A 24,473-nucleotide genomic window follows, 5' to 3' on the forward strand; every position below is an offset into this window, starting at 1 on the left:
TCTTTCTCGAAAGGGGCTCCCTCAGGGGCCGAAGCGGCCCGAAAGGCGCTCGGGAGGGGCTCAGGGAAGCTTCAGGCCCGCCAGCGGGTTCTCTTCGCACGCGCTCACGGGGGGTGCCGCGATGTCCTGCCGGGTGGTCAGGACGACGTCCACCGGCCCGGGGCCCGGCCGTCGCGCGGGCCCGGTGCGGTGGGAGTGGTCGTCGGAGGGCCTGGGGAGGTGGTCGCGTCCGTCCGGGCGCCGGGCCAGCAGCTGCTCGCCGTACCCCTGCACGCACTCGGGGTCGGGGCCGTCCAGCGGCAGGCCCGTGAAGAACTTCGCCGCCATGCAACCGCCCTTGCAGGTGCTGTAGAAGGCGCAGGAGGCACACGCCCCGCCGGTCTGCGGCTCCCGCAGCTCCTGGAACAGCTCCGACTCCCGCCACACCCGGGCGAAGCCGCCGTCCTCGCGGACGTTGCCGGCCAGGAAGTCGTCGTGGATCGCGAAGGGGCATGCGTACACGTCCCCGACCGGGTCGATCAGGCACACCACGCGGCCCGCCCCGCACAGGTTCAGACCGGGCAGCGCCTTGCCGAACGCCGACAGGTGGAAGAAGGAGTCGCCGGTGAGCACCTGCTCGCCGTGGGCGAGCAGCCAGTCGTACAGCTGTCGCTGCTGCTCGGCCGTGGGATGCAGTTCGTCCCAGACGTCGGCCCCGCGGCCGGACGGACGCAGCCGGGTCAGGCGCAGTTGCGCGCCGTAGCGGTCGGCGAGTGCCTTGAACTCGTCCATCTGCGGGATGTTGTGCCGGGTGCACACCACCGACAGCTTGAAGTTCCTCATGCCGGCATCCGCCAGGTTGCGCATGGCGCGCAGCGCGATGTCGTACGAACCGGCGCCGCGTACCGCGTCGTTGACCTCGGCGGTGGCGCCGTCGAGGGAGATCTGCACGTCGACGTAGTCGTTGGCGGCCAGCCGGCGGGCGATCTCCGGGGTGATCCGGACGCCGTTCGTGGAGAACTTCACTCCCACGTGGTGCGCGGTCGCGTAGTCGAGCAGTTCCCAGAAGTCGGCCCGTACGGTCGGTTCGCCGCCGCCGATGTTGACGTAGAAGACCTGCATGGCCTCCAGTTCGTCGATGACGGCCTTGACCTGGGCCGTGCTCAGCTCGCGCGGGTCGCGGCGGCCCGAGCTGGACAGGCAGTGGGCGCAGGACAGGTTGCAGGCGTAGGTGAGTTCCCAGGTCAGGCAGATGGGGGCGGCCAGGCCGTGCTCGAAGAGGTCGACCAGGCGTGGGGCGGTCGAGGTGTCCCCGGCGGTCACGGGCGCAGGCGTGGAGGTGGTCATGGGACGGGGTTCCTTTCGACGAGCATCGACGACCCCGCGAGCGCGGCCATGGCCTGCGCGAACCGCGGCAGTTCGGCCTCGCGCAGGCCGGCGGCCGCGCAGGCCGCGCGGGCGGTGGGCGCCCCCGCGAGCGACCGGACGACCTCCAGCAGCCGGCGGTCCTTGAGGAAGGTGAGCTTGCGGGTGCCGAAGTGGTACAGCAGCGCACCGAAGGGCTCCGGCCGCACCGAGACCTGCGGGTGCAGGTCCCAGGCGCGGTCCAGGTCGAGCGCGGTCATGCGCGCGGGCTCAGTAGACACCGCACATGCCGTCGATAGAGACCTCCTCGACCAGTGCGTCGGCCTCGATGAGCGGGTCGGGCGGTGCGATCTCGTCGGCGCTGTGGTGTTCCGTCGTGGTGGAGGTGGACTCGTCCATGAGGATCTCCTCGGATCTCGGACTGTGGTGGGCGAAAGGGCGAAGCCCTGCGTGCGTTCGGTGACGGCGCATGAGGAGTCCGGCGGACGTGCCGAGCCCCGGAGATGGAAACAGCCGTCTGGCGTCCGTGGTCAGGAGAGTAATGGCACCCTGTGTCAAAAAGGAAGACGTTCGCTTCGACCAGTTGGGAGCACGGCATGCCAGAGGACGGCGACATTCGGCTCATGAGACGGGGCGGCGCCCCGGTGTGCCTGTGCGGGGAGATCCTGCTGTGAGCCGCCGCCCGTGGGGAGGGGACCGCCCTGATGTGATCGTGGTGGGTGGCGGCGCGGCAGGAGCGGCGCTGGCCGCACGCCTGACGGAGGACACCGAGCGTCGCGTTCTGCTGCTGGAGGCAGGGGCCCTGCCCCGGGGACGTGACGGCTTCGGCCCGGCGCTCCTGGACGCCCGGCTGGTTCCCGGAGCACAGGCGGGCCATCCCGGCACCTGCGCGTATCCCGTGCACCTGACGCCCGAGCGCCCCTGGACGGTTCCCCGGGGACGCGTTCTCGGCGGCTCCACCACGGTGAACGGCGGGTACTTCGTGCGCGCCCGCCGCGCGGACTTCGAACGCTGGTCGGCGCGTGGGAATCCCGCCTGGTCCTACGCCGCCGTCCTGCCGTTCCTGCGGGCCCTGGAGACCGATCTGGACTTCGGTGCCGGCCCCGTGCACGGCGACCGCGGACCGATGCCCGTGCGCCGCGCGGCTCTCGACCACCCGGCCGCGTCGGCGTTCCGGGACGCCGCCCAGGCCCTGGGATTCCCCGCCGATCCCGACAAGAACGACCAGGCGCCGCCCGGGTTCGGGCCCGTGCCGTCGAACTCCGTCGACGGTGTGCGGCGCAACGCCGGGCTGAGCTACCTTCCGCCGCGGGTGCTCGACCGGCCCAACCTCACCGCTCTGGGCCGATGCCAGGTCGTGAGAGTGGTGGTCGAGGGCGGCCGTGCCACAGGGGTCGTCGCCGAACGGGACGGTGCCCGCATGGTGATCGACGCCGGGGAGGTCGTGCTCAGCGCCGGGGCCTTCGCCTCCGCCCACCTGCTCCTGCTCTCCGGTGTCGGGCCACGCGCCGATCTGGAACGCCTCGGCGTCCCCGTCCTGCGGGACGCTCCTGCCGTCGGGGCGCACGTCAGCGACCATCCGCAACTGGTCCTCGAATGGAGCCCCGCGCAGGACCTGGACGAGCCGCGGGAGACATGGCTCGGAGGCTGCCTGCACCTGCCGTCGGGAGTCGGCGAGCACGGCGACCCCGCGGGCCCCGGAGACCTGGAGATCCTTCAGTCCCTGGTCCCCATGGCGGGACTGGTGACAGGGAAGCCGAGCGTGCCCGGCGCCCCGCTGTGCTTCATGGTCTCCGCGCAGGCCCCGCGGCCCACGGGCACGCTGCGGCTGGTCTCAGCCGATCCGGCGGTCGCGCCCCGAATCGAGCAGGGGTTTCTGACTACGCCCGACGACTTCCGCCGGCTGCGTGAGGCCGTCCGCGTGACCGCCGCCCTGTTGGCCACACAGCCCCTGGCCGGTCTCTCCGGCGGACCGCTGGGCCTGCCGCCGGCCGTCATCGAGGACGACTCCGCGCTGGACCGGTGGATCGCCGGCAGCATCGCCACGGCCCAGCACACCTGCGGGACGGTCCCGATGGGATCGGCGGAGGACACCGAGCGCGCCGCCGTCGACCAGTACGGCCGTGTGCACGGCATCCGCGCACTGCGCGTGGCGGACACCTCGATCCTGCCGGACGCGCCGCAGCGGGGACCCGCGGCGACCGCGGTCCTCGTCGGCGAGATCGTCGCCGACGCCATGCGACGAGACCTGCCCTGACAGTCGGTCGGCGTACTCAGCCGAAGCCGTCCGCGAGGTGGCGGACGGCCTGGTCCAGCAGGTCGGTCAGACAGTTGCCGTCGTCCGTCAGCCAGCGGTCGTAGGCCGCGATGGCCGCGGCCAGCACCGTATGGCCGACCAGGGTCGGCAGCAGGTCGGACGGCGCGAGGCCGGTCCGGGCGGCCGCGAACTCCGTGATGATCCCGCGCCACGAGGCGTACCGGAGCGTCGAGTCGGCCTGCAGGGTCGGAACCCGCAGGATGAGTTCCATACGCTGGCGGTGCCACGGCACGTCCGCCGGGTCGAACCGGTTGAACTCGACGACCGCGGCGCGTATCGCGTCCATCATCGGGATGTCCGGATCGCTCGCCGCCAGCAGAGCTCGCAGCCGCGTGAGCTGCCCCTCGAAGTCACCCCATACGAGGTCGTTCTTGGACGCGAAGTAGCGAAAGAAGGTGCGCCTGCTGATCCCCGCGGCAGCGGCGATGTCGTCGACCGTCGTCCGGTCGAACCCCTGGCGGGCGAAGAGCATGAAGCCCAGCCTCTCCAGGGCTTCCGGCGACGTCGCCTGCGGCCGGCCCGCCCTGGCCGGCGTGGCGGAGGCGTTCTGTGCCTGCGCAGGCGACTTCACAGCGCTCCTCCCTGCCTCACCGCGACTGTCCCGCTCGCCCGTTCGTCGGCGGCGACGACGGCCTCATCCTGACGACTGACTTCACAGTCCCATGGTCGCGCCTCGCGGAGGAGACTACCGGCCCGGGCCGTGCGGCGGGGACGGGCCGCCCGGCTGGTCGGGGCAGGGGAGCGGGCCGTCTGGGTGGACGGTGGCGGAGGCAGGGGAGCGGGGTTGTCCGGCTGGTTGGGGCGGAGGAGACTACCGGCCCGGGCGGTGTGGCGGGGACGGGGCTGCCCTGGTCGTCGGGGCATGGGCCGGGCAGTCGGGCTGGACGGGGAGAGAGCCGGGTCAGCTGGTCGGGGCAGGGGAGCGGGCCACTCCGGGGGTGTCAGACGGGACTCGGTCTCCCGGGGACCGGCACACCGGCGGGGAACAGGTCCTGCCACAGAGCCTCGGGGACCGGTTCGGCGAGCATCGCCGCGGCGTCGCGCACCTCCGCGGCGGAACGGGCGCCGACCAGCACGCCGGCCACGGCCGGGTGGCCGAACGGGAAACGCAGTGCGGCAGCCCGCAGCGGCAGGCCGTGTCGTTCGGCCACCCCCTTGAGCTCCAGCGCCCGTTCGACCAACGCGGGCGGGGCTGTCGTGTAGTCGTAGGTGGCGCCCGGCCGGGGATCGGCCAGCAGCCCTGAGTTGAACACCCCTCCGGCGACCACGCTCGCTCCCCGTTCAGCGGCGGCGGGCAGCAGGTCGGCGAGGGACGTCTGGTCGAGCAGTGTGTAGCGGCCGGCGAGCAGGACGGCGTCGACATCGGTCTCCCGGACGAAGCGGGCGAGCGCCGCGGACTGGTTCATGCCCGCGCCGATGGCCCGTACGACCCCCTCGGACCGCAGCCGCTCCAGCGCCGGGTAGGCCTCGCGCAGGGCCTGGTCGAGATGGTCGTCGGGGTCGTGCAGGTAGACGATGTCGACGGCGTCCAGGCCCAGCCGGGTCAGGCTGGCCTCGATGCTCCTCAGCACTCCGTCGGCGCTGAAGTCCCACACCCGGCGGTGGGTCGCGGGAACGGCGAAGCCGTGCTCGAGGTCGTCGCCGTCGGATTCGGCCAGGGGTTCCAGCAGACGTCCGACCTTCGTCGAGACGGTGAACTCGCCGCGTGGCCGCCCGGCGAGCGCCTGGCCCAGACGCCGTTCGGACAGGCCGAGGCCGTAGTGGGGAGCGGTGTCGAAGTAGCGGATGCCGACGCTCCACGCCGCGTCCACCGCCGCGGCACCCTCGTCGTCGCCGACCGGTGTGAAGAGATTGCCGAGCGCGGCGGCGCCGAAGCCCAGGTCGGTGACCTTGACGCCGCTGCGTCCCAGTTCCGTGGCTCGCATGGATGCTTCGCCTCTCACATCGCCTGCGGACGGAGTCTGAGTCCGGCCATGCCGCCGTCGACCGCGAGGGCGGTGCCGGTGACCGACGCGGCCGTGGGCCCGGCCAGGTAGACGATGGCCGCGGCCACCTCCTGGGCGGTCACCAGTCGGCCCATCGGCTGGCGGGCGTTCAGCGCGGCCCGCTCCGCCTCAGGATCGTCGGCCGCGTCCAGCAACCGGGCCACCCAAGGGGTGTCGGCGGTGCCGGGGTTGACGCAGTTGACCCGGATGCCCTCGCGGACGTGGTCGGCGGCCATGGCCAGGGTGAGTGACTGCACCGCGCCCTTGCTGGCCGAGTACAGGGCCCGCTGCGGCAGGCCGGCCGTGGCGGCGATGGAGCACGTGTTGACGATCGCCGCGTGCGCGGAGGCCCGCAGGTACGGCAGCGCGGCCCGGGAGACGCGGACGATCCCGAGCACGTTCACGTCGAGGACCCGGTGCCACTGCTCGTCGGAGTTGTCCTCGACGGTGCCCGCGGCGCCGATCCCGGCGTTGTTGACCAGGATGTCGATGCCGCCCAGCCGCACGGCTGCCTCGGCGACGGCGGCACGCACCCCGGCGTCGTCGGTCACGTCGGCGCGCAGCGCGACGAGTGGTTCCTCGACGCCGGAGGGATCGAGGTCGAGTACGGCGACCCGTGCCCCGCGCTCCGCCAGCAGCTCGGCGGTGGCGCGTCCGATGCCGGCGGCCCCGCCGGTGACGACGGCCCGCAGTCCGTTGAACCCGCTCACGCCACCGCCTCCCGGCCTTCGGCGGCGTCGGCGGTGGCTGCCAGGTCCGCGGCCCAGAACTCGCCGTCGGGATAGGTGAAACGGGCCATCGACTCGGATTTCATCTGGGCCGAGAAGCCCGGCGCCGTGGGCGCCGCGTAATGGCCGTCCCGCATCACCACGGGGTCGGTGAAGTGCTCGTGCAGATGGTCGACGAACTCGATCATGCGGTTCTCCAGGCTGCCGGAGACCGCGAGGTAGTCGAACATCGACAGGTGCTGCACCAGCTCGCACAGGCCCACTCCGCCGGCGTGCGGGCAGACCGGCACCCCGAACTTCGCCGCGAGCAGCAGGATCGCCAGGTTCTCGTTGACCCCGCCGACGCGGGCGGAGTCCAGCTGGAGCACGTCGAGGGAACCGGCCTGGAGGAGCTGCTTGAAGACGATCCGGTTCTGCACGTGTTCGCCCGTGGCGACCCTGATCGGAGCCACCCGGGTACGGATCGCGGCGTGGCCGAGGATGTCGTCCGGGCTGGTGGGCTCCTCGATCCAGTACGGGTCGAACTCGGCGAGGGCCGTGGTCCAGGCGACGGCCTCGTCCACGTTCCAGCGCTGGTTGGCGTCGATGGCGATGCGTACGTCCGGGCCGACGGCGGCGCGTGCGGCGCGCAGACGGCGGATGTCGTCGTCGAGGTCGGCGCCCACCTTCAGCTTGATCTGGGTGTAACCGTCGGCCACCGCCTCGCGTGCCAGCCGGGTCAGCTTCTCGTCGCTGTAGCCGAGCCAGCCGGGGGAGGTGGTGTAGGCGGGGTAGCCACGGGCGAGGAGGACCTGCTCCCGGGCCGCCCTGCCGGCCCTGCCACGCCGCAGGATCGCCACCGCCTCTTCGCGCGTGAGGGCGTCCTCGATGTAGCGGTAGTCGATCTGGTCGGCCAGCCACTCGGGCTCGGCGTCGGCCAGCAGTTGCCACAGCGGCTTGCCCTCGCGTTTGGCGGCCAGATCCCAGACGGCGTTGACCACCGCGCCGATGGCCATGTGCATCACGCCCTTCTCCGGGCCGAGCCAGCGCAGCTGGCTGTCGCCGATCAGGTCCCGGCTGATCGAACCGGGGTCGGCGCACAGCTCGGTGACGGAGCGGCCCACGACCTGGGCGCGCAGCGTGTTGATCGCCGCCACCTGGACGTCGTTGCCCCGGCCGATGGTGAAGGTGAAGCCGTGGCCCTCCAGCCCGTCCTGCGCGTCGGTGCGCAGGACGAGGTAGGCGGCCGAGTAGTCGGGGTCGGGATTCATCGCGTCCGACCCGTCGAGTTCCCGGGAGGTGGGAAACCGGATGTCGTAGGTGTCGAGCGCGGTGATCCGCGGATCGCTTGCGGTCACGGAAGAGCCTTTCGAACGTTCGGGGTGGTGATCGGGCGAAGGTCTGGCGCCGGCCGCCGGGGGCGGCCGATCGGCGACTCGACCGTGTCGCCGGGGTGCGGGGCCGCGCCGGCCGCCCCGCCGTGCTGAGGGCGACGGCGGAAGCGGTCCGGGCGGCAGAGGGTCGGCTACGGCGTCACAGCATGGTCCACTTCTGGCTGTTGCCTCCTGAGCACGTCTGGATCTGCAGGAGCGTGCCGTTGGCCGTGCCGGCGCTAGTGGTGCCGAGGCACAGGCCCGAGGCGACGCCGGTGATCGTGCCGTCGCTGTTCCTGGTCCACTGCTGACTGGTGGCGCCGGAGCAGGAGTTGATGACCACCGACGAGCCCGAGGATGTGGCGCTGTTCAGGACGTCCAGGCACATCGTTCCGGTGCCGTAGACCTGCAGTGATCCGTCGGCGGCCGCGGTCCACTGCTGGTTGGCCCCGCCGCCGCAGGTCCAGATCTCGATCTTCGTGCCGGCGGTGTGCGTGGCCGTGGGCACGTCCAGGCAGCTGCTGGAGGCGGTGTTCAGCAGCGCTCCGTAGGAGTGTGCGGCCGGCTTCTGGCTCAGCGCGAGGTCGTCCCCGTATCCGGTGGCCGAGTTGGTGGCCGGGCTCCAGTAGTAGACGACGGCGCTGGTGCTGCTCGCACCGGTGGTGAAGGTGACCGCACCCCCGGTGTAGCTGGTGCTGTTCAGGCAGGTCTTCTGCTCGCTGCCGGAACTGTCGTACGACTTCACCCCGAGGTAGACGCACTGTCCGGAGGCACCCGCCTTCGCGAAGCCCCGCAGGACGTAGGTGGTGTTGGCGGACAGGCCGGTGACCGTCTGCTCGGCGCCGGCACTGACGCCGCCGGGCAGCTTGAGCGCGTAGCTGCCGGTCCGGGCGTTGCCCGTTACGGCGGAGGCTCCGCCGTAACAGTGCCAGGAGGAGCAACTGCCGCTTTCGAAGCCGGTGTTGTTGGGAGGGCTGAGCGGCGCGGGGGCGTCGAAGGCGCCGGCGTTGTGGACACCGGTGGTGGTGACGGGGTTGCCGAAGTAGTCGGTGGATCCCATGGAGCAACTGGGTATGCCCTGGCAGACGTTGACACCGAGGTTGTACGCCGGCGAGCCGGACTGGAGGGTGCCGGCGGTGAGGGAGGTCCCGGTGCCGTGGTAGGTGGGGCTGTTCAGCAGCGGGTCCGCGATCACCGAGTGGGTTTCCATGCCGGTCCCCGACTGGTACGCGGACAGTCCGGAGTAGGAGGTGCCGTTGAGGGCGAAGGCCGGTGTCGCGCCGGTGGTGACGTAGTAGTCGTTGTTGTCGTCGATGAACGAGGACGACGAACCGGAGTAGAGGTTGGCGGCCGTCGAGTAGATGACGTTGTTCTTGAAGAACCCGGTGGAGCTGCTCTCCACGCCCAGGAACGGAGCGGTGTTGGCGGGGTTGGAGTAGAACGTGTTGTTGTAGATCTGGGCGTTCTTCGACGCCTGGGTGACATGGACCTCGCCCCAACGGGCGTTGGACTTCCGGGCGTTGTTCGCGCAGACGTTGTACCGGAATATGTTGTTCTGGTCCTTGTAGCTGCCCGCGTTGTAGATCGCCAGGCAGTAACCGTCGTTGTCGTGACCGTAGTTGTACTGCAGCGTGTTGTTGCTGTCGTACTGGTCGATGTCGAACGCGCCGCCGTCGTTCTGGTTGTACGTGTGGTTGTCGTAGGACTCGTTGTACTGCAGCGTGCAGGTCTGGCAGTACCACTCCCACAGGCCGCTGGGGGTGCTGGTGCAGGTGCTGCAGGAGCCGGAGTCGTACGCCGTGCTGTGCTCGATGGTGGCGTTCTGCGCCATCGTCACCAGGATGCCGTCGCCGGAGACCGAGTACGCCGACGAGTTGCTGATGGTGATGTTCTGCCCGATCGGGGTGTTCCCGGGAGAGGCCACAGAGGTGCCGGGCGGGAAGGCACCGTAGGCGCCGCCGACGAAGATGCCCTGCGACACACCGGAGTCATGAGCGGTGACGCCGTCGATGACAACGTCGTCGATGACTTCCTGACTGCCGGTGGGATAGACGTAGACCTCACCTGAGTCGCCGCGCGTGGTCGTCGTTCCGGTCGCGCCGTGCACGTCCAGGTTGGTCAGGTGGATGTGGTCGATCGTGGCGTTCGCGGTGGCGCCGGTGACGAGGACTCCGTAGTGGACGCCGCCCGTGATCTCGAGGTTCTGTACGTCCCAGTAGCTCTGGTCGGACAGTTCGAAGGCCGCGTCCGCGGTGCTTCCGGCGGCGATGACCGGGCGGGCGCCCGTGCCGTACGCGTCCACGGTGATGGTGGCCGAGCTGGATCCGGAGCCCTGGGGGGCGAGGTTGCCGGAGCAGGTCGTTCCGCGCAGGAAGAGGATCGAGTCGCCGGGCTGGAACGTCTGCGCGTTGACCGTGCTTGTGCTGTTCCAGGGGCTGGACTGAGTACCCGATCCATTACTGGTCGCGGAGCAGTCCACGTAGTAGGTGCTGGCCGCGGCCTCGGACGGGACGGCACCGGTCAGCAGTTGGGCGGCGCCGAGGGCGAGCGCCATGACGGATACGGCGAGGGCTCTTCGCCAGCCGTGGCGAGACAACGACGGGGGACGTCGCACTAAGCACTCCTCGGAGGTGGGTGGGTCTTTCGCTATGGGCCGGAACCCAGGTGGGGCTTGATGGCCGCTGCCGCCTTGGCGGTCAGCAGATAGCCGTCCCAGTGGGCGATCACGGTGCCCGCGCCGTCGAGCAGGAAGGAGGTCGGCACCGAGGCCACACCGAAGTGACGGGCCGCACGGTGCCCGGGGTCGTCCAGCAGCACGACGGACCGCAGGCCCCAGTCGTAGGAGGTGTTGAGCAGGACCGGTCGGGGGACGGCGGCCGGGTCGTCGGCCACGACGGCCACCCGCAGCCCGGCGCCGCCGTACTGCGTCGACAGGCTGTTCAGGACGACGGACTGGCTGCGTGACGGTGTTGCCGCGGTGTCCGGTTGGGTGGCGAGGAAGGACACCAGCGTGAGTGTTCCCGAACCGCCCGCCGTCGAGAACGCTCTGCCCGTGCGGACATCGACCAGCCCGGGTGCCGCCGGCGAGGCTGTCGCGGACGCGGCATGCGGGGTGGCTCGCTGGAGCACCGCGGCCCCCGCGCCCACGGTGAGGCCCAGCGTCACCAGGCACACGGCCAGCGTGAACAGCAGCACTCGCATGCGGGACGCGCCGCTGCGATCCGGCGGGCGGCTCCGGGCGACGCGGGTCGGTGGAGATGGCATTGAGGTACCTGCTCCTGCGATCGGGAGAGAGGACGGGCCCTGACACCGGCGGTTCGGCCTGAACCTCGGTCCTGGCGGCCCGAATCATTCGGAAGCTCGGATCTATTTACCGGTCAAACGTGCGGCGGCAGACGCTAGTCACGAGGTTACGGCCTCGTCAAGTGGTGACTACCTGGTCGTTTCAGGGCACCAGGCGCGTTACCGAAGCGTTACCCGTCCGATCTATTGACCCGGAAACGAGCCAAGGTTAATGTCACGCCGCCGACATGGTTTTACCGGTCAAATCCAGCAGGGGGCATCGCACGTGGTCACGATGAACGACGTCGCACGTCGAGCCGGCGTCACCAAGCAGACCGTCTCGAACGTGGTCCGCGGACGCGACGTCGTCAGCCCCGAGACCCGGGCGCGAGTGGAGGCGGCCATCGCCGAACTCGGCTACCGGCCCAACCTGGTCGCCCGCGGGCTGGCAACCGGCACCACCATGATCGTCGGATTCATCGTGCCCACGGTGGCCCATCCGTTCTACTCGGTCGTCGTCGAGGAGGTGGAGAGCGTGCTGGAGGAACACGGCTACCATCTGCTCCTCGCCACCACCCGGGGCGAGGGTGAGCGGGCCAGGCGCCAACTGGCCGCGGTCTCCAGCCGCTCCGTCGACGCCGTACTGGTCGCGGGCGACCGTGACCTGGGCGAGCACGTGTCCCAGCTCGAGAAGCTGGGTGTGCCGGTCGCACTGTGCGCGTGGGAGACCAACCCGCCCGGCACGCTGCCGGTCGTCACGGTCGACTACGAGAGGGTCGGCCATCTGGCCGGCCGTCACCTCAGGGACCTCGGGCACCGCCGAGCCGCGGTGATCGCACAGCTCCCGAGCCATCAGTTCCGTGTCGCGGGCCTGCGCCGGGCGTTCGCCGAGGGAGGTGTCGACGTGCCCGAAGGCGGGCTGTACACGGTGTCGGAGCCGACCGCGGAGGCCGGCTACGACGCGGCGCTCACGATGCTCGCCGCCCGGGACCGCCCCACCTGCGTCTTCGCTTCCACGGACGCCATCGCGCTCGGCGTACTGGAGGCGCTCAGGCACCAGGGACTGCGCGTGCCGGACGACATCTCCGTGGTCGGTGTCGACGACATCCCGCAGGCCGCCTACGCGCACCCGCCCCTGACCACGATCGCCCTGCCCAAGCGGCGCATCGCCCGCGAGGCGACCGAACTGCTGCTGCGCTCCATCCGCGGCGGCATTCAGCCGCCCGCCGACGTCTCCCTGCTGAGTCCCGAGCTCGTGGTCCGCACGAGTTCCGGACCGCCGTCGGCCTCCTGAACCACCCCCCACACGCGTTTCACCATCACCCCGTACGACAGCAAGGGCCAACCCCATATGTCCAAGAACATCTCCCGAAGAGGCTTCCTCGGCACGTCGGCCGTGATCGGCGCCGGCGTCGTCGGAGCCGGCACGCTCACCGCCTGCGGCGGTTCGGGCAGCGGCAGCAGTTCCCACCCGACCCTGCACGTGATGTACGACAGCCTGGACAGCGAACTCGGCAGTTCCATCAAGGAGTTCGAGGCGAAGAATGACTGCACCGTGGTCATCTCCAAGTTCGACCAGCTCAAGCTGAACTCCTCGATCGTCGCGGGCAACCCGCCGGACCTGGTGCGCTGCGTCGGCGCCTCGGAGATCCCCAACCTCATCGCCCGCGGCCTGGCGGAGAACCTCGACCCCTATTTCGCCAAGAGCACCGTCTTCAAGGCGTCGGACTTCGACCCGGTCGTCGACATCTACCGCTACGACGGCAAGCAGCAGGGCAAGGGCTCCCTCTACGGCTTCCCCAGCGACTACGGGCAGGACGCCATGCTCTGGTACAACAAGGAGCTCTTCGACAAGGCCAAGATCTCCTACCTCAGCGAGACCGAGCCCACCGACTACGACGAGCTGCTCGACCTGGGCAAGCGACTCACGGTCCGCAAGAACGGCAAGGTCCAGGTCTACGGGCTCGACCCGGTGTGGAACTTCGTCAACCAGGCCCACCTGATGCAGATGATCGAGCAGCAGGGCGGAGCCCTCTGGAACGACGACTTCACCAAGGCCGACTTCACCACCCCCGAGGCCCGCAGGGCCCTGCAGTGGTACGTCGACTGGGGCAAGGCCCGCGTCGGCACCGGCCCGCTCGACCCGGTCACCGACTGGCAGGGCCCGATCTACGACGCCGGCCGTATCGCCATCATCAGCTACGGCTACTGGTTCGGCGCCGAGATCGCCGGAGCCGACGCCGGCGCCAACGCCGCCAAGCTCGCCGCGAACTCCGGGTTCGTCCCCGCGCCCCAGATGGGCAAGACGCGGGTGGACGCCTGCATGACCGGTACCGGCGCGTGGATCCCCAAGAAGGCGGCCAACAAGGAACTCGCCTTCAAGTTCCTGGAGTTCTGGCGCGGCGGCGCTCCCGCCGCGAAGCACTTCAAGGCCGGCGGCGGCCTGCCCGCCCTCAAGCACTTCCGGTCGGACCTCCCGCAGAGCACGGCGGCCGAGAAGGACCACTACAAGGTCCAGATGGACAACACCAAGCACCTGACCATCCTTCGGTTCTCCCCGTACGCCAGCTACAGCGCCGTGGAGTCGGCCATCACCACCAACGTGGAATCCGTGATCAAGGGCAAGAGCTCGCTGGACTCCGCCATCCGCACCCTGCAGAGCGCGATGACCGACATCGTCACCCAGGGTCGCAAGCAGGTCGGCTGACCCAGGCGTATCGAGAGGAAAGACGCACGATGTCCCTGCTCACCTCCACCCGTGGCCGCCGGGGTCTCCCGGCGGCTGCGGCCGCCGCCGCGGCCGGCCCGCCCCGGCGGCGCTGGCGGCGCTACCCGGCCTGGAAGTTCTACGCGTTCGTATCGCCCTGGGTGATCGGCTGCACCCTGCTCACCGCCGTACCCATCGTGTACGCGCTGGGGCTGAGCTTCACCGACTACGACGGCATGTCCAGCAACTGGAGCTGGGTCGGTTTCGCCAACTACACCGCCGCGTTCCACGACGACACCATGTGGTCGAGTCTCCTGCAGACCGGCCTGTACGCCCTGCTGGTCGTCCCGCTGAGCCTGGCCGGCGGCCTCGGCCTCGCGGTGCTGCTCAACCAGCGGCTGCGGGCCGTCGGGGTCCTGCGGACGATCTTCTACCTGCCCTCGATCGTCCCGGTCGTCGCCACCGCCCTGATGTTCAAGCTGATCTTCGACCGGGACACCGGCCTGGTGAACGGCGTCCTGGGCTGGTTCGGCATCCCGGCCACAGCCTGGCTCAACGACCCCACCTCCTTCCTCGTCCTGGTGCTGCTGGCGCTGTGGGGCATGGGCGGCGGCATGGTGATCTTCCTGGCCGGCCTGCAGGGCATCCCGGCGGAACTGATGGAGAGCGCCTCGGTCGACGGGGCGGGAGCGCTGCGACGCTTCTGGCACATCACGCTGCCGATGCTCAGCCCGATGATCTTCTTCCAGCTGGTGCTGACACTGATCACCACGCTGCAGGCGCTGTCCCAGCCGCTTCTGCTGGCGCCCTCGTCCAACGGCGGCGCGGGAGGCGGGGTCACCGACGCCACGCACGTGCAGCAGGGCGACTACCTGTACATGGTCAATGTCTACGCCCAGTTCTTCAACTACCAGAAGTACGGCTACGGCGCCGCGCTGCTGTGGATCCTTTTCGTGGTCATCCTGGCCATCACGGTCCTGGTGCTGCGCAGCGGCTCCTTCTGGGTCTACTACGAGGTCGACCAGGACGGTGGCGAGGAATGACCAGCACGGACCCTGCCCGACGATCGGTGCTCTCGCGCCGTGACCAGCTCGCCGCGCGGCGCAGCCGGGTACTGATGTACGGCGCACTGGCGCTGCTCGCCGCCCTGTTCATGGCCCCGCTGGCCTGGAACGTGCTCTACGCCCTGAAGGGCCGGGCGGAGAGCGCCAGTACGGACTTCCACGTCCTGCCCCAGCACTGGGCCTGGGGGGATTTCAAACTGTCCCTCACCATGATCGACTTCGGCCGGTACACGCTGAACACCGTGATCCTGGCCGGGACCTTCGCGATCCTCGTGACCGCGTCGAGCTCGATCGTCGGTTTCGGCTTCGCCCGTCTGCGGGGCAAGGGCCGCAGGTCACTGTTCACCCTGATGCTGGCGACGACCATGGTGCCGCAGATCCTCACCGTGATCCCCACCTATGTGATGTTCACGAAGTTCCACCTGCTCGACACCTACTGGCCGTGGGTGCTGTGGGGGCTGGCCGCCTCCCCGTTCCATGTCTTCCTCTTCCGTCAGGCGTTCGCGAGCCTGCCGCGCGAACTGGAGGAAGCGGCCCTCCTCGACGGAGTCGGGTACTTCCGCATCTACTGGCAGATGTTCATGCCCCTGGTCAAGCCCGTGATCGCCACGTCGATCGTCCTGGGATTCACCTACGTGTGGGGCGACTTCATCACCCCGGCCATCTTCCTCAGCGACGACAAGACCACCCTGGGCGTGGCCATGAGCGCCGGATACGTGGACGGTCAGGGCATCAACATGACCAACGTCCTGGCCGCCGGAACCGTCTTCTATGTCCTGCCCGTGCTGGTGCTCTTCTTCTTCGCCCAGCGTTCCTTCACCCGTGGAATCGCCACCACCGGCCTGAAGGGCTGATCGGTTCACCACGACCTCGCCGGCCGCCCGTGCACGAGCAGAAAGACCGCTGCCCATGAACCGAAGCAACGCCACTCCCGCCGAGCTGTGGTACCGCAGCCCCGCCGAGGGCTTCCTCCAGGCGCTGCCGCTCGGCAACGGCTCCCTGGGCGCGATGGTGTACGGCCGCACCGGCGAGGAGGTGATCAACCTCAACGCCGACACGCTCTGGTCCGGGGGGCCCGCCGACCACAACGACGAGGGGGCGGCCGCGCACCTGGACGAGCTGCGCCGGGCGGTGCTGCGCGACCGCGACTACGTGCGCGCCGAAGAACTGGCCCGCCGTATGCAGGGGCCCTTCACCCAGGCGTACCAGCCGCTGGGCGACCTGCGACTCGACTTCGGCCGGCACGCGGCGGTGACCGACTACCGTCGCGGCCTGGACCTGCGGGACGGCGTCTGCGCCGTCGCCTACACGGCGGACGGGGTCCGTCACACCCGGGAGGTGTTCTGCTCCGCGGTCGCGGGCGTCCTGGTGATCCGGCTGAGCTGCGACACGCCCGGCGCGCTCAACGTCACCGCGGCTCTGCGCACGCCCCACCCGAGCAAACCGGCGGACGACGAGCAGACGCACGCCCTCATGGGACGGGCACCGAGCCACGTCGAGTTCGACGGAACCGGCCCCGACGCCGTTCGCTACGACCCGGAGGCGGGCACCGGCTTCGCCGTCGCGCTGCGGGTGGTCACCGACTCCGGGGAGGTCACCCGGGGGCCGGGCGGCGAACTCACGCTCGCCGGAGCGACCAGCGCGGTGCTGCTCGTCGCCGCGGCCACCGGTTACCGCGGCTGGAACGAGCCTCCGCTCGGTCCCGGCCCGGCTCGGGAGTCGGCCGAGCGAATCCTGGCGGAGGCGTCAGCGGTGCCGTACGAGCGGCTGCTCACCGAGCACACCGCCGACCACCGCCGGCTCCACGACCGCGCCGTGCTGTGGCTGGACCACGACCCGCGTCTCGCGGACCTGCCGACGGACGAGCGCGTGGCCGCCGTCCGAGACGGCGCGGACGACCCCGGTCTGACGGCCCTGCACTTCGCGTACGGCCGCTACCTGCTCATGGCCTCGTCCCGGCCCGGCACCCAGCCGGCCAACCTCCAGGGCATCTGGAACACCGAGATCCAGCCGCCCTGGCAGTCCAACTGGACGACCAACATCAACCTCCCGATGAACTACTGGCCCGCCGAGACCACCGGCCTGCCGGAATGCCACCAGCCGCTCCTCGACCTGTTGGCGGACCTGTCGGTGGCCGGACGCCGCAGCGCGTGGGCCTACTACCGATGCGGCGGCTGGACGGCGCACCACAACGTCGACATCTGGCGCAGCAGCAACCCCGTGCAGGGCGAGCCCCAGTGGGCGAACTGGCCGATGGGCGCGGCCTGGCTGTGCGCCCACCTGTGGCAGCACTACCGGTTCGGCCGCGACCGCGCCTATCTGGCCGACCAGGCCTGGCCGGTGATGCGCGAGGCCGCCGTCTTCCTCCTGGACTTCCTGACCGAGGACGCCGACGGGAACCTCGTCACCTGTCCCTCCACCTCGCCCGAGCACCGCTTCCGGGCGGCGGACGGCTCGCTGGTCGCGACCACCGCGGCGGCCACCATGGACCTGTGGCTCGTCGACGAACTGTTCGCCAACTGCCTGAGCGCCCTCGACGAGTTGGAGCTGCACGACGATCTCCGGACCTGCCTGTCCGAAGCCCGAAGGAGGTTGCGCCCCCTTCCGCACCAGCCCGGGCAGCCGCTCGCCGAATGGTGGGACGACGCCGTCCCCGAGGATCTGGGGCACCGCCACCTCTCCCACCTCTACGGCCTCTACCCCGGTGAGAAGGTCGACCCCGGGACCTCTCCCGTCCTGGCGGCCGCCGCCCGCGCCGCGCTGGAGCTGCGTCTGGCGCACGGCGGTGGCGGCACCGGCTGGAGCCTGGCCTGGGTCGCGGCCCTGGCCGCCCGCCTCGGTGACGGCGACCTGGCCCACGGCACGCTGCGCACCCTGCTGGTCAACTCCACGGCCGACAACCTCTTCGGACTGCACCCCCACCTGGAGGACCCCACCATCCCGCCGGTCTTCCAGCTCGACGCCAACTTCGGTGCTTCCGGGGCCCTCGCCGAGACGCTCGTGCAGAGCCACACCGGGGAGATCCGCTTGCTGCCGGCGCTGCCGTCCGCGTGGCCGAGCGGACGCGTCCAGGGTCTGCGCGCCCGGAACGGGGTGACCGTACAGAGCCTGGACTGGTCCGAAGGACATCTCAGCGAAGCCTGCCTCGAACTACCGGTGGCCGGTGAGTACACCGTTCAGGCTCCGACTGCCGGGCTGGCGCTGTCGGTCGACGCCGAAGACGCTCCGGCGCCCTCGCTGACCAGCGGGCCCGTCGGCCGCGGCACCACACGCGTCACGTTCACGGTGGCGCGGCCGTGCGCCGTGCGGCTGCGGACAGGCAGCTGAGGGGGCGACGCCTCAGGGAGCAGGGGGAGTGGCACCCAACTGGGTCCTGAACGTCCCCGGGTTGTAGTAGTCGCGCAGCCGTGCGATCTTCCCGTCGGTGATCTCCGCGAACCAGCAGAGCGGGACGTTCACCGTCCTGCCGGTCGCGGGGATCTCGCCGTCGGGAAAACGCAGGGTCCCGTCATGCGTCCCGGTGGACAGCAGCTCGGCGCTCTCGTACTCGTCGCTCCCGACGGTGCGGACCACTTCGATCCGCATGTCGGAGAACGATCCGTCGAAGCTCTTCTTCCGACGACCGGGCGCGTCGTGTCGCGGTGCTGACCGAGTTTTTTTCCACACCATCCTCACGGGAGCCGCGGAGAACCCGATCCTCGCCGTTCTGATGGAGTCGTTGACGGGGACCCTGCGTGAGGTGGCGCCCCGCATCGACCTGCCCGACGCGGGCTTCGTCGTGGAGGAGCAGCGCCAACTCCTGGAACTGCTGAGGTCGGGCGACGTCGATGCCGCGGCGGAGGAAAGGGACCGCTATCTCGCCGACCTGCGCAGCCGGTGGCTCAACAACCGTCAGCCGGTCGCGAGCCGTCGTGCCACCTGACGCGTCGAACCCTGCGCCGGGCCACACTCACCGGGTGTCGGCAAGAGCGCCCATCACCTCGTAGAACTGCGGCGCGGTCAGCGCGGCGGGGGGCAGTGGGTGGTGAGCGGCTTCGGTGCGCAGGCCGTCCAGAGTGAATGCGACGCTGCGGCGCCATGAGTCGGGTGCGGTGTCCTTGGTGGCGCGGGCCAGTACGGCGTTGGCGCCGAGGAGGAACAGCAGGTCCTCACGGGTGAAGTCGGGGCGCAGGACGCCGGCTTGCTGGGCGCGCTCGATGATGCGCGTGCCGGATGCCCTGGAGCGCTCGCACAACACCATGAGGCTTTCGGCGCCCGGGTAGCGGCCGGTGACGACGTCGCTGATCGCGGGGTCGGTGATCTGCAGTTCGCAGAGTGCCTCGACGTAGTACGCGAACCCGTCCCAGGCGTCGTCGTGGGCCAGGGCGTGCTCGGCGATCTGGCCGAGGCGGGCGGCGGCCAGATCGGTGACGACCTCGTTGATGAGGGCCTCGCGGCTGCCGAAAAGGTTGTAAAGAGTGCCGTGGCTCACACCTGCGCGGCGGGCGATCTCCTTCAGGGGCGCATGGAGACCACGCTCGTGGAAGAGCTCGGCCGCTGCTGTGCGCAGCTTCTCGGCGTTGCGTTGCGCGTCGGCCCGCATCCGGCGCCCCTCCCGGTCGTGTGGTGGCACTCCATCGTCGTACCGTACCGAACGAGCTTACTTGACCACGGGGTCAAATTCCGTGTTACCGTTCGCAGGGTAACTTGACCCATAGGTCAAGAACGCTCGGTCAACTCCCTTCTCAGGAGCTTTCTCATGGCAACTCTGCTGCACCTGGACTCCTCCCTGTGGCCCGAGGCCGCTTCCGTCTCCCGCTCGGTCACGGCCGCCTTCCGCAAGGCGTGGGAGGAGCAGCACCCGGAGGGCGACGTCGTCTACCGGGACCTCGCCGTCGACCCGGTGCCGCACCTGGACACTGTCACCGCTTCCGCCGGTTTCAGCGCCCCCGCCGAGCACACCCCTGAGCAGGCGACGGCCTTCGCCCAGCGGCTGAAGTTGATCGAGGAGCTGGAGAACGCGGACGCCGTGCTCATCGGCGCCCCGATGTACAACTTCACGATCCCCTCCACGCTGAAGAGCTGGCTCGACCAGGTGGTCCTGATGGGGCGCACCGCGGGCGTCGAGGCCTCCCCGACCAAGGGCATACCGGTGTACGTGGTGGCCAGCCGCGGCGGCTCCTACGCCCCCGGCACGCCGCGCGAGGGCTACGAGTACGTCCAGAACTACCTGCGGGCGATCCTCGGTGACACGCTCGGCATGGAGGTCGACTTCATCGTCCCCGAGCTCACCCTGGCGCAGTCCAACCCGGCCATGGCCGACCTGGTCCCGCTCGCCGAGGAGTCCAGGACCAAGGCTCACGACGACGCGGTCAGCAAGGGCAAGGCTGCCGCCGCCAAGGCCGCCGTCTGACCGGGGAGTCTGCTCGGGAGTCCGCAGCCCGGACGAACCACCGGTGATCCAGCGGGATTTCCACGGTTGACCGAGGGAGACGCCGGCCCGCGGGAGTGGGGCGAGCAGAGCGCCGGCGCGGGCGTTTCTGCCCGCCCGCGCCTCGAGAGAGCGCCCCCGGCGTCGAGGTCGCCCGAGGACGGGGAAGCCTGCCATGCGATGACCGCACAGGCAGCCGAGACGCGGAACGATCCGGGATCTCTGCCGAAGCCGGGGTTTCAATCCTTGGTGCCCCAGGCGCACAGAAGCTCCGGGTGGGCGATCACCGCGTCAGCGGCGGCGAGTTCCTCGGCCAGCCGCGCTTCGAGGGTGTCGGGGCCGACCTCCGCGGCCGTTGCCACCCCGAGACGTTCGAGCAGGGGGAGCATCGTCCTGAGCAGGCCCGCGAACAGCGCGGGGCCGTCCGGATCGCCGGGTCCGAACATCGGGTGAACTCCCATCATCCCGAGGGGCCGCAGGCCGGCCTTCCTCAGGACCTGCCACAGTTCCCGGCCCAGCGAGTGGGCGACGTCGGTCCCCTCGAAGCCCGCCGCCGCCCAGGACACCACCTGTGAGGCCAGGGGCGTCGCTGGGCGCGGGCCGGCGGTCGTCGTCAGGTCCGTCTCCACGGGAGCCACCACACCGCCGGGACGCAGGCGTTCGGCCTGCGCCCGGAGCACGGCGGCCGGGTCCGGCGTGTACATGAGAACCATGCGCCCGACGATCGCGTCGAACGGACCACCGGGTGCTGGTTCGTGGATGTCGCCCTCGATGAAGCGGACGTTCCCGACCCCGAGTTGGCGGGCGCGGGCGGTGGCGAGCGCGACGGCGTCCGGCGACTGTTCGATGCCGATCACCTCGCCGCTCGGCCCGACCAGCTCTGCGGCGAGAAACGAGACGTCGCCCGCTCCTGATCCGAGGTCGAGGACACGCATGCCGGTGCGTACGCCGGCTGCCCGCAGGAGGGTCCGGGTCGCAGGCCCGAGGGCCCGGCCCTGGAGAGTGAGCCGCTCCAACTCGGCGGGCTTGCTTCCCAGTTGGTAGCCATCCACTGCGTCCACAGATCGCACCTTTCTCGGCATCGGGATGTGCCCAGTATCCACACGCGAGAAGACGGGCAGGATCGGGGGACCGGCTGTGGTCGCGCCGCTTCCCCTGGCGATTCAGGGCCGGTTCGGCCGTCCTGAAGCTGCTCGCCCGCGAACCGCGGACGGCATCGGAGCCGCAGGACTCGGACGTCCCCGGGATCTCCTACATCACCCTCTACGTGGACAACCTGGACGAGCTCGTCGTCGACGTGGCGAAGGGCGGTGGCCGCGTCGTCCGGCCCGTCGCCGTCTTCGAGAACGGGCTTCGCTTCGCGTTCGTCGCCGACCCGGAGGACAACCAGCTCGAGTTGGTCGATCCCAGCGCCCGGGCCGCGACCTGAGCACCGGTCTGGGAGAGCCGCCTCGAGCACGCCGCCCGCATCAGCCGCGCCACGTCCTCGGCCGAGGCCGAGGGCGCGGCGGTCGTGTTCGTGTCCGTCTGCGCCCGTGAACAGCGTCGCATCGGTGCGCCAGGCGTGGACGGACGCCGTGGCGGCCTGCCTGCCGGCGGTCGCCCCCGAGCGCGGCGCGGAAGCCGAGATCCTGGGCACGCACCTGTGGACGGCCATGCAGGGGCAGCCCGCCCGGTGGCGCAGCCTCCCGCATCCCTGCATCGGCAGCGAGGCGATCCTGACCGATCGGGGGCAGTCACTGCTGAACCGTCTGCTTGGGCGGGCCAGGACGCGTGCCGTCGTCCGTTCAGTCCCGGTCAACCTCTCAGGCGACGTGCGCGTGATGAATCGGGCCGTCGGTCGTACGCAGGGGACGGCAGGGCGCCCCTGTGCGTGCGGCGATGATGTCGGCGGCGACGGAGATCGCCGTCTCCTCCGGAGAGACGGCTCCGATGTCCAGGCCGATGGGTGAGTGCAGTCGCGTGAGCTGTTCCTCCGTCAGGTCCGATGCCCGGAGGGCTTCCATACGCTGGGCGTGGGTGCGCCGGGAGCCCATGGCGCCGACGTAGGCGAGGGGGAGGCGCAGGGCGAGGTCGAGCAGGGGCAGGTCGAACTTGGCGTCGTGGGTGAGGACGCAGACGACCGTGCGCTCGTCCAGGGCGCCGGCGTCCGCGAGGGACCGCAGATGGCGGTGCGGCCAGTCGACGACCACGTCGTCGGCCTGCGGGAAACGCTCGCGGGTGGTGAACACCTCCCGGGCGTCGCAGAGCGTGACGTGATAGCCGAGGAACGCGCCGACGCGGGTGACGGCGGCGGCGAAGTCGATCGCCCCGTAGACCAGCATGCGGGGCGGGGCGGCGTACACGGCGGTGAAGATCTCGACCGCCTCACCGGCCACCGGATCACAACTGCCGTCCAGTGCATAGCGGTTGGTGCCGTATGAGCCCCGGGCGATCAGCGCCCGGCTGTCGCGGGCCGCCTCCGGACGGGCCCAGGTGCCTCCCACCGCGGTGGTGGGGGTCAGGGCCCCGGCCGTACCCATCGACCCCGGCGGTCCCTCCACGACCGTGGCAAGGGCCACCGGCCGTCCCGCCTCCAGCGCGTCGAGGACGTGACCGAGCACGGACCGGGACGCCTCGTCGGCGACATGGCGTACCAGGACGTCGATCACGCCGCCGCAGCTCAGCCCGACAGCGAAGGCGTCCGTGTCGCTGTAGCCGAAGGAGACCCGCTCGGGGACGCCGGTCTCCAGCACGTCCAGGGCCAGGTCGTACACCGCCCCTTCCACGCAGCCGCCGGACAGGCTGCCGAGCACCTGCCCCGCGGCGTCGACCGCGACGCAGGTGCCCGGTGGGCGGGGTGCGCTGCCCCGCACCCCGATGACCGTCGCCAGGGCGAAGGGACGGCCGTCCGCACACCACTTCCGTAGCTCCGCGGCGATGTCGATCATCGGATCTCCAAAACGGTTCGATGGGCCGGGATGGATGGGCCAGTTCGATGGGTCAGGTCAGGCGGGTCGCCGCCACCGTGTTGCGCAGTTCTCCCAGCCCGCCGACCCGGGTGACGACGACATCGCCGGCACCGAGGAAGATCTGCGGCTCGCGGGCGTTCCCGATGCCGCTGGGGGTGCCCGTGAGCACCACGTCCCCGGCGCGCAGCGTCATGCCGTGGCTCAGCTCGGCGATGATGCGGGCGAAGGAGAAGGCCATCTGGCCGCTGGAGGCGTTCTGCAGCAGCACTCCGTTGACCTCGCACTGCACCTGGAGCCCGGTGAGGTCGTCGACCTCGTCGGCGGTGGTGAGCCAGGGGCCGATCGGCATCGTGGCGTCGATGCTCTTGCCCTTGAGCCACTGCCCGCCGTGCGCCCGCTGCAGGTCGCGCTGCGAGACGTCGTTGGCGACGAGGTAGCCGAAGACGTGCTCCAGCGCCTTCTCCTCCGGGATCGACCGGCCGTCGCGGCCGATGACGAGGGCGATCTCGGCCTCGTAGTCCCACTTGGCGGAGAGCTCGGGGTCGTAGGAGATGTCGTCGGCCGGGCCGATCACGGTGTCGGGGCCCTTGGTGAAGAACGTGGGGTGCTGCGGGCGGCTTGCCGGGTCCTGGCCCTCGCGCTTGCCCTTCGACTCCTCGAAGTGGTCCCAGTAGTTCCAGCCGGTGCACAGGATGTCGCGGTTGAAACGGCTGAGCGGCGCCTCCAGGCGGACCTCGGAGAGCGACAGCACCTCCGCCCCGGAGACGGCCGCACGGGCCGCGTCGAGAGCCTCCGGGCCGCCGCGGACGATGTCGTCGACCGTGCCGGCGGACACCGGCAGCAGCGCGACCGTCTGCTCGGCCTCGTTCACCGCACCGGTGCGCCGGATGCCACCATGGCTGAAGGATGCGAGTTTCATAGGGCCCTCAGTCCTCGATCAAGGCGATGGCGTTGATCTCGATCAGGTAGTCCTTGTTCACGAACTTCGAGACCTCGACCATCGTGGAAGCGGGTGCGACGCCGGTGAAGTACTGCCGGCGGACGGCGTGGATCGCGTCGAAGTCCTCCATGTTGCGGACGTAGACGTCGACCCGGGCGATGTCATCGAGGGTGCCGCCGGCCGCCTCGACGGCGGCGCGCAGGTTCTCGCACACCTGGTGGGTCTGGGCGGTGATGTCGCCGACGCCGGTGACGCCGCCGTCCTTGTTGCGGGCGGTCATGCCGGAGACGAACACCAGCCGGCCCTGGGCGCGCGACTGGGTGGCCTGGGCGAAGTGACCGTTGGGCGGGGCGAGTTGGGGGGAGACGATTTCCTGCTTGGGCATGGCGCGGT

The 24,473-nt window shown here is 70.4% G+C and carries 24 protein-coding genes; 9 read left to right on the forward strand and 15 right to left on the reverse strand.

Annotated elements, in window-relative coordinates:
• Nucleotides 1–60 precede the first annotated feature (60 nt).
• The 3 genes from mftC to mftA are packed head-to-tail and all read right to left on the reverse strand — an operon-like array spanning nucleotide 61 to nucleotide 1,743.
• Complete coding sequence (gene mftC, locus MKW14_RS33245) at nucleotides 61–1,326, reverse strand: mycofactocin radical SAM maturase (RefSeq protein WP_240869155.1); 1,266 nt, start codon at nucleotides 1,324–1,326, stop codon at nucleotides 61–63.
• A complete protein-coding gene (mftB, locus tag MKW14_RS33250; RefSeq protein WP_240869157.1) occupies nucleotides 1,323–1,604 on the reverse strand; it encodes a mycofactocin biosynthesis chaperone MftB in 282 nt (93 codons plus the stop codon). The genes mftC and mftB overlap by 4 nt, the downstream gene beginning before the upstream one ends.
• Nucleotides 1,605–1,614: 10 nt before the next feature.
• The gene (gene mftA, locus MKW14_RS33255) at nucleotides 1,615–1,743 is read right to left on the reverse strand and encodes a mycofactocin precursor MftA (RefSeq protein WP_240869159.1); all 129 of its coding nucleotides are present in this window, start codon (nucleotides 1,741–1,743) and stop codon (nucleotides 1,615–1,617) included.
• Nucleotides 1,744–2,014: 271 nt separating this feature from the next.
• Here mftA and mftG point away from each other — a divergent pair, with 271 nt between their 5' ends.
• Nucleotides 2,015–3,601, forward strand: a complete 1,587-nt coding sequence (gene mftG / locus MKW14_RS33260; protein ID WP_240869162.1) for a mycofactocin dehydrogenase MftG — start codon at nucleotides 2,015–2,017, stop codon at nucleotides 3,599–3,601.
• A 16-nt stretch (nucleotides 3,602–3,617) separates the two neighbouring features.
• On the opposite strand, the gene mftR is transcribed toward mftG, so the two are convergent.
• The 6 genes from mftR to MKW14_RS33290 form a co-directional block, all read right to left on the reverse strand.
• Nucleotides 3,618–4,232, reverse strand: a complete 615-nt coding sequence (gene mftR / locus MKW14_RS33265; RefSeq protein ID WP_240869164.1) for a mycofactocin system transcriptional regulator MftR — start codon at nucleotides 4,230–4,232, stop codon at nucleotides 3,618–3,620.
• 370 nt (nucleotides 4,233–4,602) lie between these two features.
• A complete protein-coding gene (locus tag MKW14_RS33270) occupies nucleotides 4,603–5,586 on the reverse strand; it encodes an aldo/keto reductase (RefSeq protein WP_240869165.1) in 984 nt (327 codons plus the stop codon).
• Nucleotides 5,587–5,600: 14 nt separating this feature from the next.
• Nucleotides 5,601–6,356, reverse strand: coding sequence for an SDR family NAD(P)-dependent oxidoreductase (locus MKW14_RS33275; RefSeq protein ID WP_240869168.1), 756 nt, complete (start codon nucleotides 6,354–6,356; stop codon nucleotides 5,601–5,603).
• Nucleotides 6,353–7,711: an enolase C-terminal domain-like protein gene (locus tag MKW14_RS33280; protein WP_240869171.1), complete on the reverse strand. Its 1,359-nt coding sequence runs from the start codon at nucleotides 7,709–7,711 to the stop codon at nucleotides 6,353–6,355. Before MKW14_RS33280 ends, MKW14_RS33275 begins: the two co-directional genes overlap by 4 nt.
• A gap of 175 nt (nucleotides 7,712–7,886) precedes the next feature.
• Nucleotides 7,887–10,280 carry a ricin-type beta-trefoil lectin domain protein gene (locus MKW14_RS33285; protein WP_240869174.1) on the reverse strand — a complete coding sequence of 798 codons (2,394 nt, stop codon included), beginning with the start codon at nucleotides 10,278–10,280 and terminating at the stop codon, nucleotides 7,887–7,889.
• 92 nt (nucleotides 10,281–10,372) lie between these two features.
• Entirely contained in the window at nucleotides 10,373–10,927 is a 555-nt protein-coding gene (locus MKW14_RS33290) for a TlpA family protein disulfide reductase (protein WP_240869176.1), read from the reverse strand.
• A gap of 376 nt (nucleotides 10,928–11,303) precedes the next feature.
• Here MKW14_RS33290 and MKW14_RS33295 point away from each other — a divergent pair, with 376 nt between their 5' ends.
• From MKW14_RS33295 to MKW14_RS33315, 5 genes are read left to right on the forward strand one after another with little or no spacing between them, the layout of a single operon-like run.
• On the forward strand, nucleotides 11,304–12,302 hold the full coding sequence (locus MKW14_RS33295) for a LacI family DNA-binding transcriptional regulator (RefSeq protein WP_240869178.1): 999 nt from the start codon (nucleotides 11,304–11,306) through the stop codon (nucleotides 12,300–12,302).
• Nucleotides 12,303–12,359: 57 nt separating this feature from the next.
• Nucleotides 12,360–13,715, forward strand: a complete 1,356-nt coding sequence (locus MKW14_RS33300) for an extracellular solute-binding protein (protein WP_240869180.1) — start codon at nucleotides 12,360–12,362, stop codon at nucleotides 13,713–13,715.
• Between the two features lie 29 nt (nucleotides 13,716–13,744).
• Nucleotides 13,745–14,758, forward strand: a complete 1,014-nt coding sequence (locus tag MKW14_RS33305; RefSeq protein WP_240869182.1) for a carbohydrate ABC transporter permease — start codon at nucleotides 13,745–13,747, stop codon at nucleotides 14,756–14,758.
• Nucleotides 14,755–15,633, forward strand: a complete 879-nt coding sequence (locus tag MKW14_RS33310) for a carbohydrate ABC transporter permease (RefSeq protein WP_240869184.1) — start codon at nucleotides 14,755–14,757, stop codon at nucleotides 15,631–15,633. The genes MKW14_RS33305 and MKW14_RS33310 overlap by 4 nt, the downstream gene beginning before the upstream one ends.
• A 55-nt stretch (nucleotides 15,634–15,688) precedes the next feature.
• Nucleotides 15,689–18,106, forward strand: a complete 2,418-nt coding sequence (locus MKW14_RS33315) for a glycoside hydrolase family 95 protein (RefSeq protein WP_240869186.1) — start codon at nucleotides 15,689–15,691, stop codon at nucleotides 18,104–18,106.
• A 12-nt stretch (nucleotides 18,107–18,118) separates the two neighbouring features.
• Here MKW14_RS33315 and MKW14_RS33320 read toward each other — a convergent pair whose 3' ends face one another.
• Nucleotides 18,119–18,448: an ester cyclase gene (locus tag MKW14_RS33320; protein WP_276622534.1), complete on the reverse strand. Its 330-nt coding sequence runs from the start codon at nucleotides 18,446–18,448 to the stop codon at nucleotides 18,119–18,121.
• Here MKW14_RS33320 and MKW14_RS41065 point away from each other — a divergent pair.
• Complete coding sequence (locus tag MKW14_RS41065; RefSeq protein WP_276622536.1) at nucleotides 18,363–18,701, forward strand: FCD domain-containing protein; 339 nt, start codon at nucleotides 18,363–18,365, stop codon at nucleotides 18,699–18,701. The two genes, MKW14_RS33320 and MKW14_RS41065, sit on opposite strands and share 86 nt — an antisense overlap.
• 27 nt (nucleotides 18,702–18,728) lie before the next feature.
• Here the strand turns inward: MKW14_RS41065 and MKW14_RS33330 are convergent, their stop codons facing one another.
• A complete protein-coding gene (locus MKW14_RS33330) occupies nucleotides 18,729–19,391 on the reverse strand; it encodes a TetR/AcrR family transcriptional regulator (protein ID WP_240869194.1) in 663 nt (220 codons plus the stop codon).
• 126 nt (nucleotides 19,392–19,517) lie between these two features.
• Between MKW14_RS33330 and MKW14_RS33335 the strand changes: the two genes are divergently transcribed.
• Nucleotides 19,518–20,171, forward strand: coding sequence for an FMN-dependent NADH-azoreductase (locus tag MKW14_RS33335; RefSeq protein ID WP_240869195.1), 654 nt, complete (start codon nucleotides 19,518–19,520; stop codon nucleotides 20,169–20,171).
• A gap of 257 nt (nucleotides 20,172–20,428) precedes the next feature.
• Here MKW14_RS33335 and MKW14_RS33340 read toward each other — a convergent pair whose 3' ends face one another.
• Nucleotides 20,429–21,250: a class I SAM-dependent methyltransferase gene (locus MKW14_RS33340; RefSeq protein ID WP_240869197.1), complete on the reverse strand. Its 822-nt coding sequence runs from the start codon at nucleotides 21,248–21,250 to the stop codon at nucleotides 20,429–20,431.
• Nucleotides 21,251–21,324: 74 nt separating this feature from the next.
• Between MKW14_RS33340 and MKW14_RS41670 the strand changes: the two genes are divergently transcribed.
• Nucleotides 21,325–21,618: a VOC family protein gene (locus MKW14_RS41670; RefSeq protein WP_374116629.1), complete on the forward strand. Its 294-nt coding sequence runs from the start codon at nucleotides 21,325–21,327 to the stop codon at nucleotides 21,616–21,618.
• Between the two features lie 376 nt (nucleotides 21,619–21,994).
• Here the strand turns inward: MKW14_RS41670 and MKW14_RS33350 are convergent, their stop codons facing one another.
• The 3 genes from MKW14_RS33350 to MKW14_RS33360 are packed head-to-tail and all read right to left on the reverse strand — an operon-like array spanning nucleotide 21,995 to nucleotide 24,465.
• Nucleotides 21,995–23,119, reverse strand: coding sequence for an XdhC family protein (locus MKW14_RS33350; protein WP_240869201.1), 1,125 nt, complete (start codon nucleotides 23,117–23,119; stop codon nucleotides 21,995–21,997).
• Nucleotides 23,120–23,171: 52 nt separating this feature from the next.
• Entirely contained in the window at nucleotides 23,172–24,059 is an 888-nt protein-coding gene (locus MKW14_RS33355) for a fumarylacetoacetate hydrolase family protein (protein WP_240869203.1), read from the reverse strand.
• Nucleotides 24,060–24,066: 7 nt separating this feature from the next.
• Nucleotides 24,067–24,465, reverse strand: a complete 399-nt coding sequence (locus tag MKW14_RS33360) for a RidA family protein (RefSeq protein WP_240869205.1) — start codon at nucleotides 24,463–24,465, stop codon at nucleotides 24,067–24,069.
• Nucleotides 24,466–24,473 lie beyond the last annotated feature (8 nt).

It is taken from the genome of Streptomyces gilvus (assembly GCF_022513565.1).
Lineage (GTDB): Bacteria > Actinomycetota > Actinomycetes > Streptomycetales > Streptomycetaceae > Streptomyces > Streptomyces gilvus.

Excerpts from the sequence above, each read along its gene's own strand:
- mftC (WP_240869155.1), bottom strand. The coding sequence starts at position 1,326 with ATGACCACCTCCACGCCTGCGCCCGTGACCGCCGGGGACACCTCGACC.
- mftB (WP_240869157.1), bottom strand. The coding sequence starts at position 1,604 with ATGACCGCGCTCGACCTGGACCGCGCCTGGGACCTGCACCCGCAGGTC.
- mftA (WP_240869159.1), bottom strand. The coding sequence starts at position 1,743 with ATGGACGAGTCCACCTCCACCACGACGGAACACCACAGCGCCGACGAG.
- MKW14_RS33270 (WP_240869165.1), bottom strand. The coding sequence starts at position 5,586 with ATGCGAGCCACGGAACTGGGACGCAGCGGCGTCAAGGTCACCGACCTG.
- MKW14_RS33285 (WP_240869174.1), bottom strand. The coding sequence starts at position 10,280 with ATGGCGCTCGCCCTCGGCGCCGCCCAACTGCTGACCGGTGCCGTCCCG.
- MKW14_RS33290 (WP_240869176.1), bottom strand. The coding sequence starts at position 10,927 with ATGCGAGTGCTGCTGTTCACGCTGGCCGTGTGCCTGGTGACGCTGGGC.
- MKW14_RS33295 (WP_240869178.1), top strand. The coding sequence starts at position 11,304 with ATGAACGACGTCGCACGTCGAGCCGGCGTCACCAAGCAGACCGTCTCG.
- MKW14_RS33300 (WP_240869180.1), top strand. The coding sequence starts at position 12,360 with ATGTCCAAGAACATCTCCCGAAGAGGCTTCCTCGGCACGTCGGCCGTG.
- MKW14_RS33305 (WP_240869182.1), top strand. The coding sequence starts at position 13,745 with ATGTCCCTGCTCACCTCCACCCGTGGCCGCCGGGGTCTCCCGGCGGCT.
- MKW14_RS33310 (WP_240869184.1), top strand. The coding sequence starts at position 14,755 with ATGACCAGCACGGACCCTGCCCGACGATCGGTGCTCTCGCGCCGTGAC.
- MKW14_RS33315 (WP_240869186.1), top strand. The coding sequence starts at position 15,689 with ATGAACCGAAGCAACGCCACTCCCGCCGAGCTGTGGTACCGCAGCCCC.
- MKW14_RS41065 (WP_276622536.1), top strand. The coding sequence starts at position 18,363 with ATGTCGGAGAACGATCCGTCGAAGCTCTTCTTCCGACGACCGGGCGCG.
- MKW14_RS33320 (WP_276622534.1), bottom strand. The coding sequence starts at position 18,448 with ATGGTGTGGAAAAAAACTCGGTCAGCACCGCGACACGACGCGCCCGGT.
- MKW14_RS33335 (WP_240869195.1), top strand. The coding sequence starts at position 19,518 with ATGGCAACTCTGCTGCACCTGGACTCCTCCCTGTGGCCCGAGGCCGCT.
- MKW14_RS33350 (WP_240869201.1), bottom strand. The coding sequence starts at position 23,119 with ATGATCGACATCGCCGCGGAGCTACGGAAGTGGTGTGCGGACGGCCGT.
- MKW14_RS33355 (WP_240869203.1), bottom strand. The coding sequence starts at position 24,059 with ATGAAACTCGCATCCTTCAGCCATGGTGGCATCCGGCGCACCGGTGCG.
- MKW14_RS33360 (WP_240869205.1), bottom strand. The coding sequence starts at position 24,465 with ATGCCCAAGCAGGAAATCGTCTCCCCCCAACTCGCCCCGCCCAACGGT.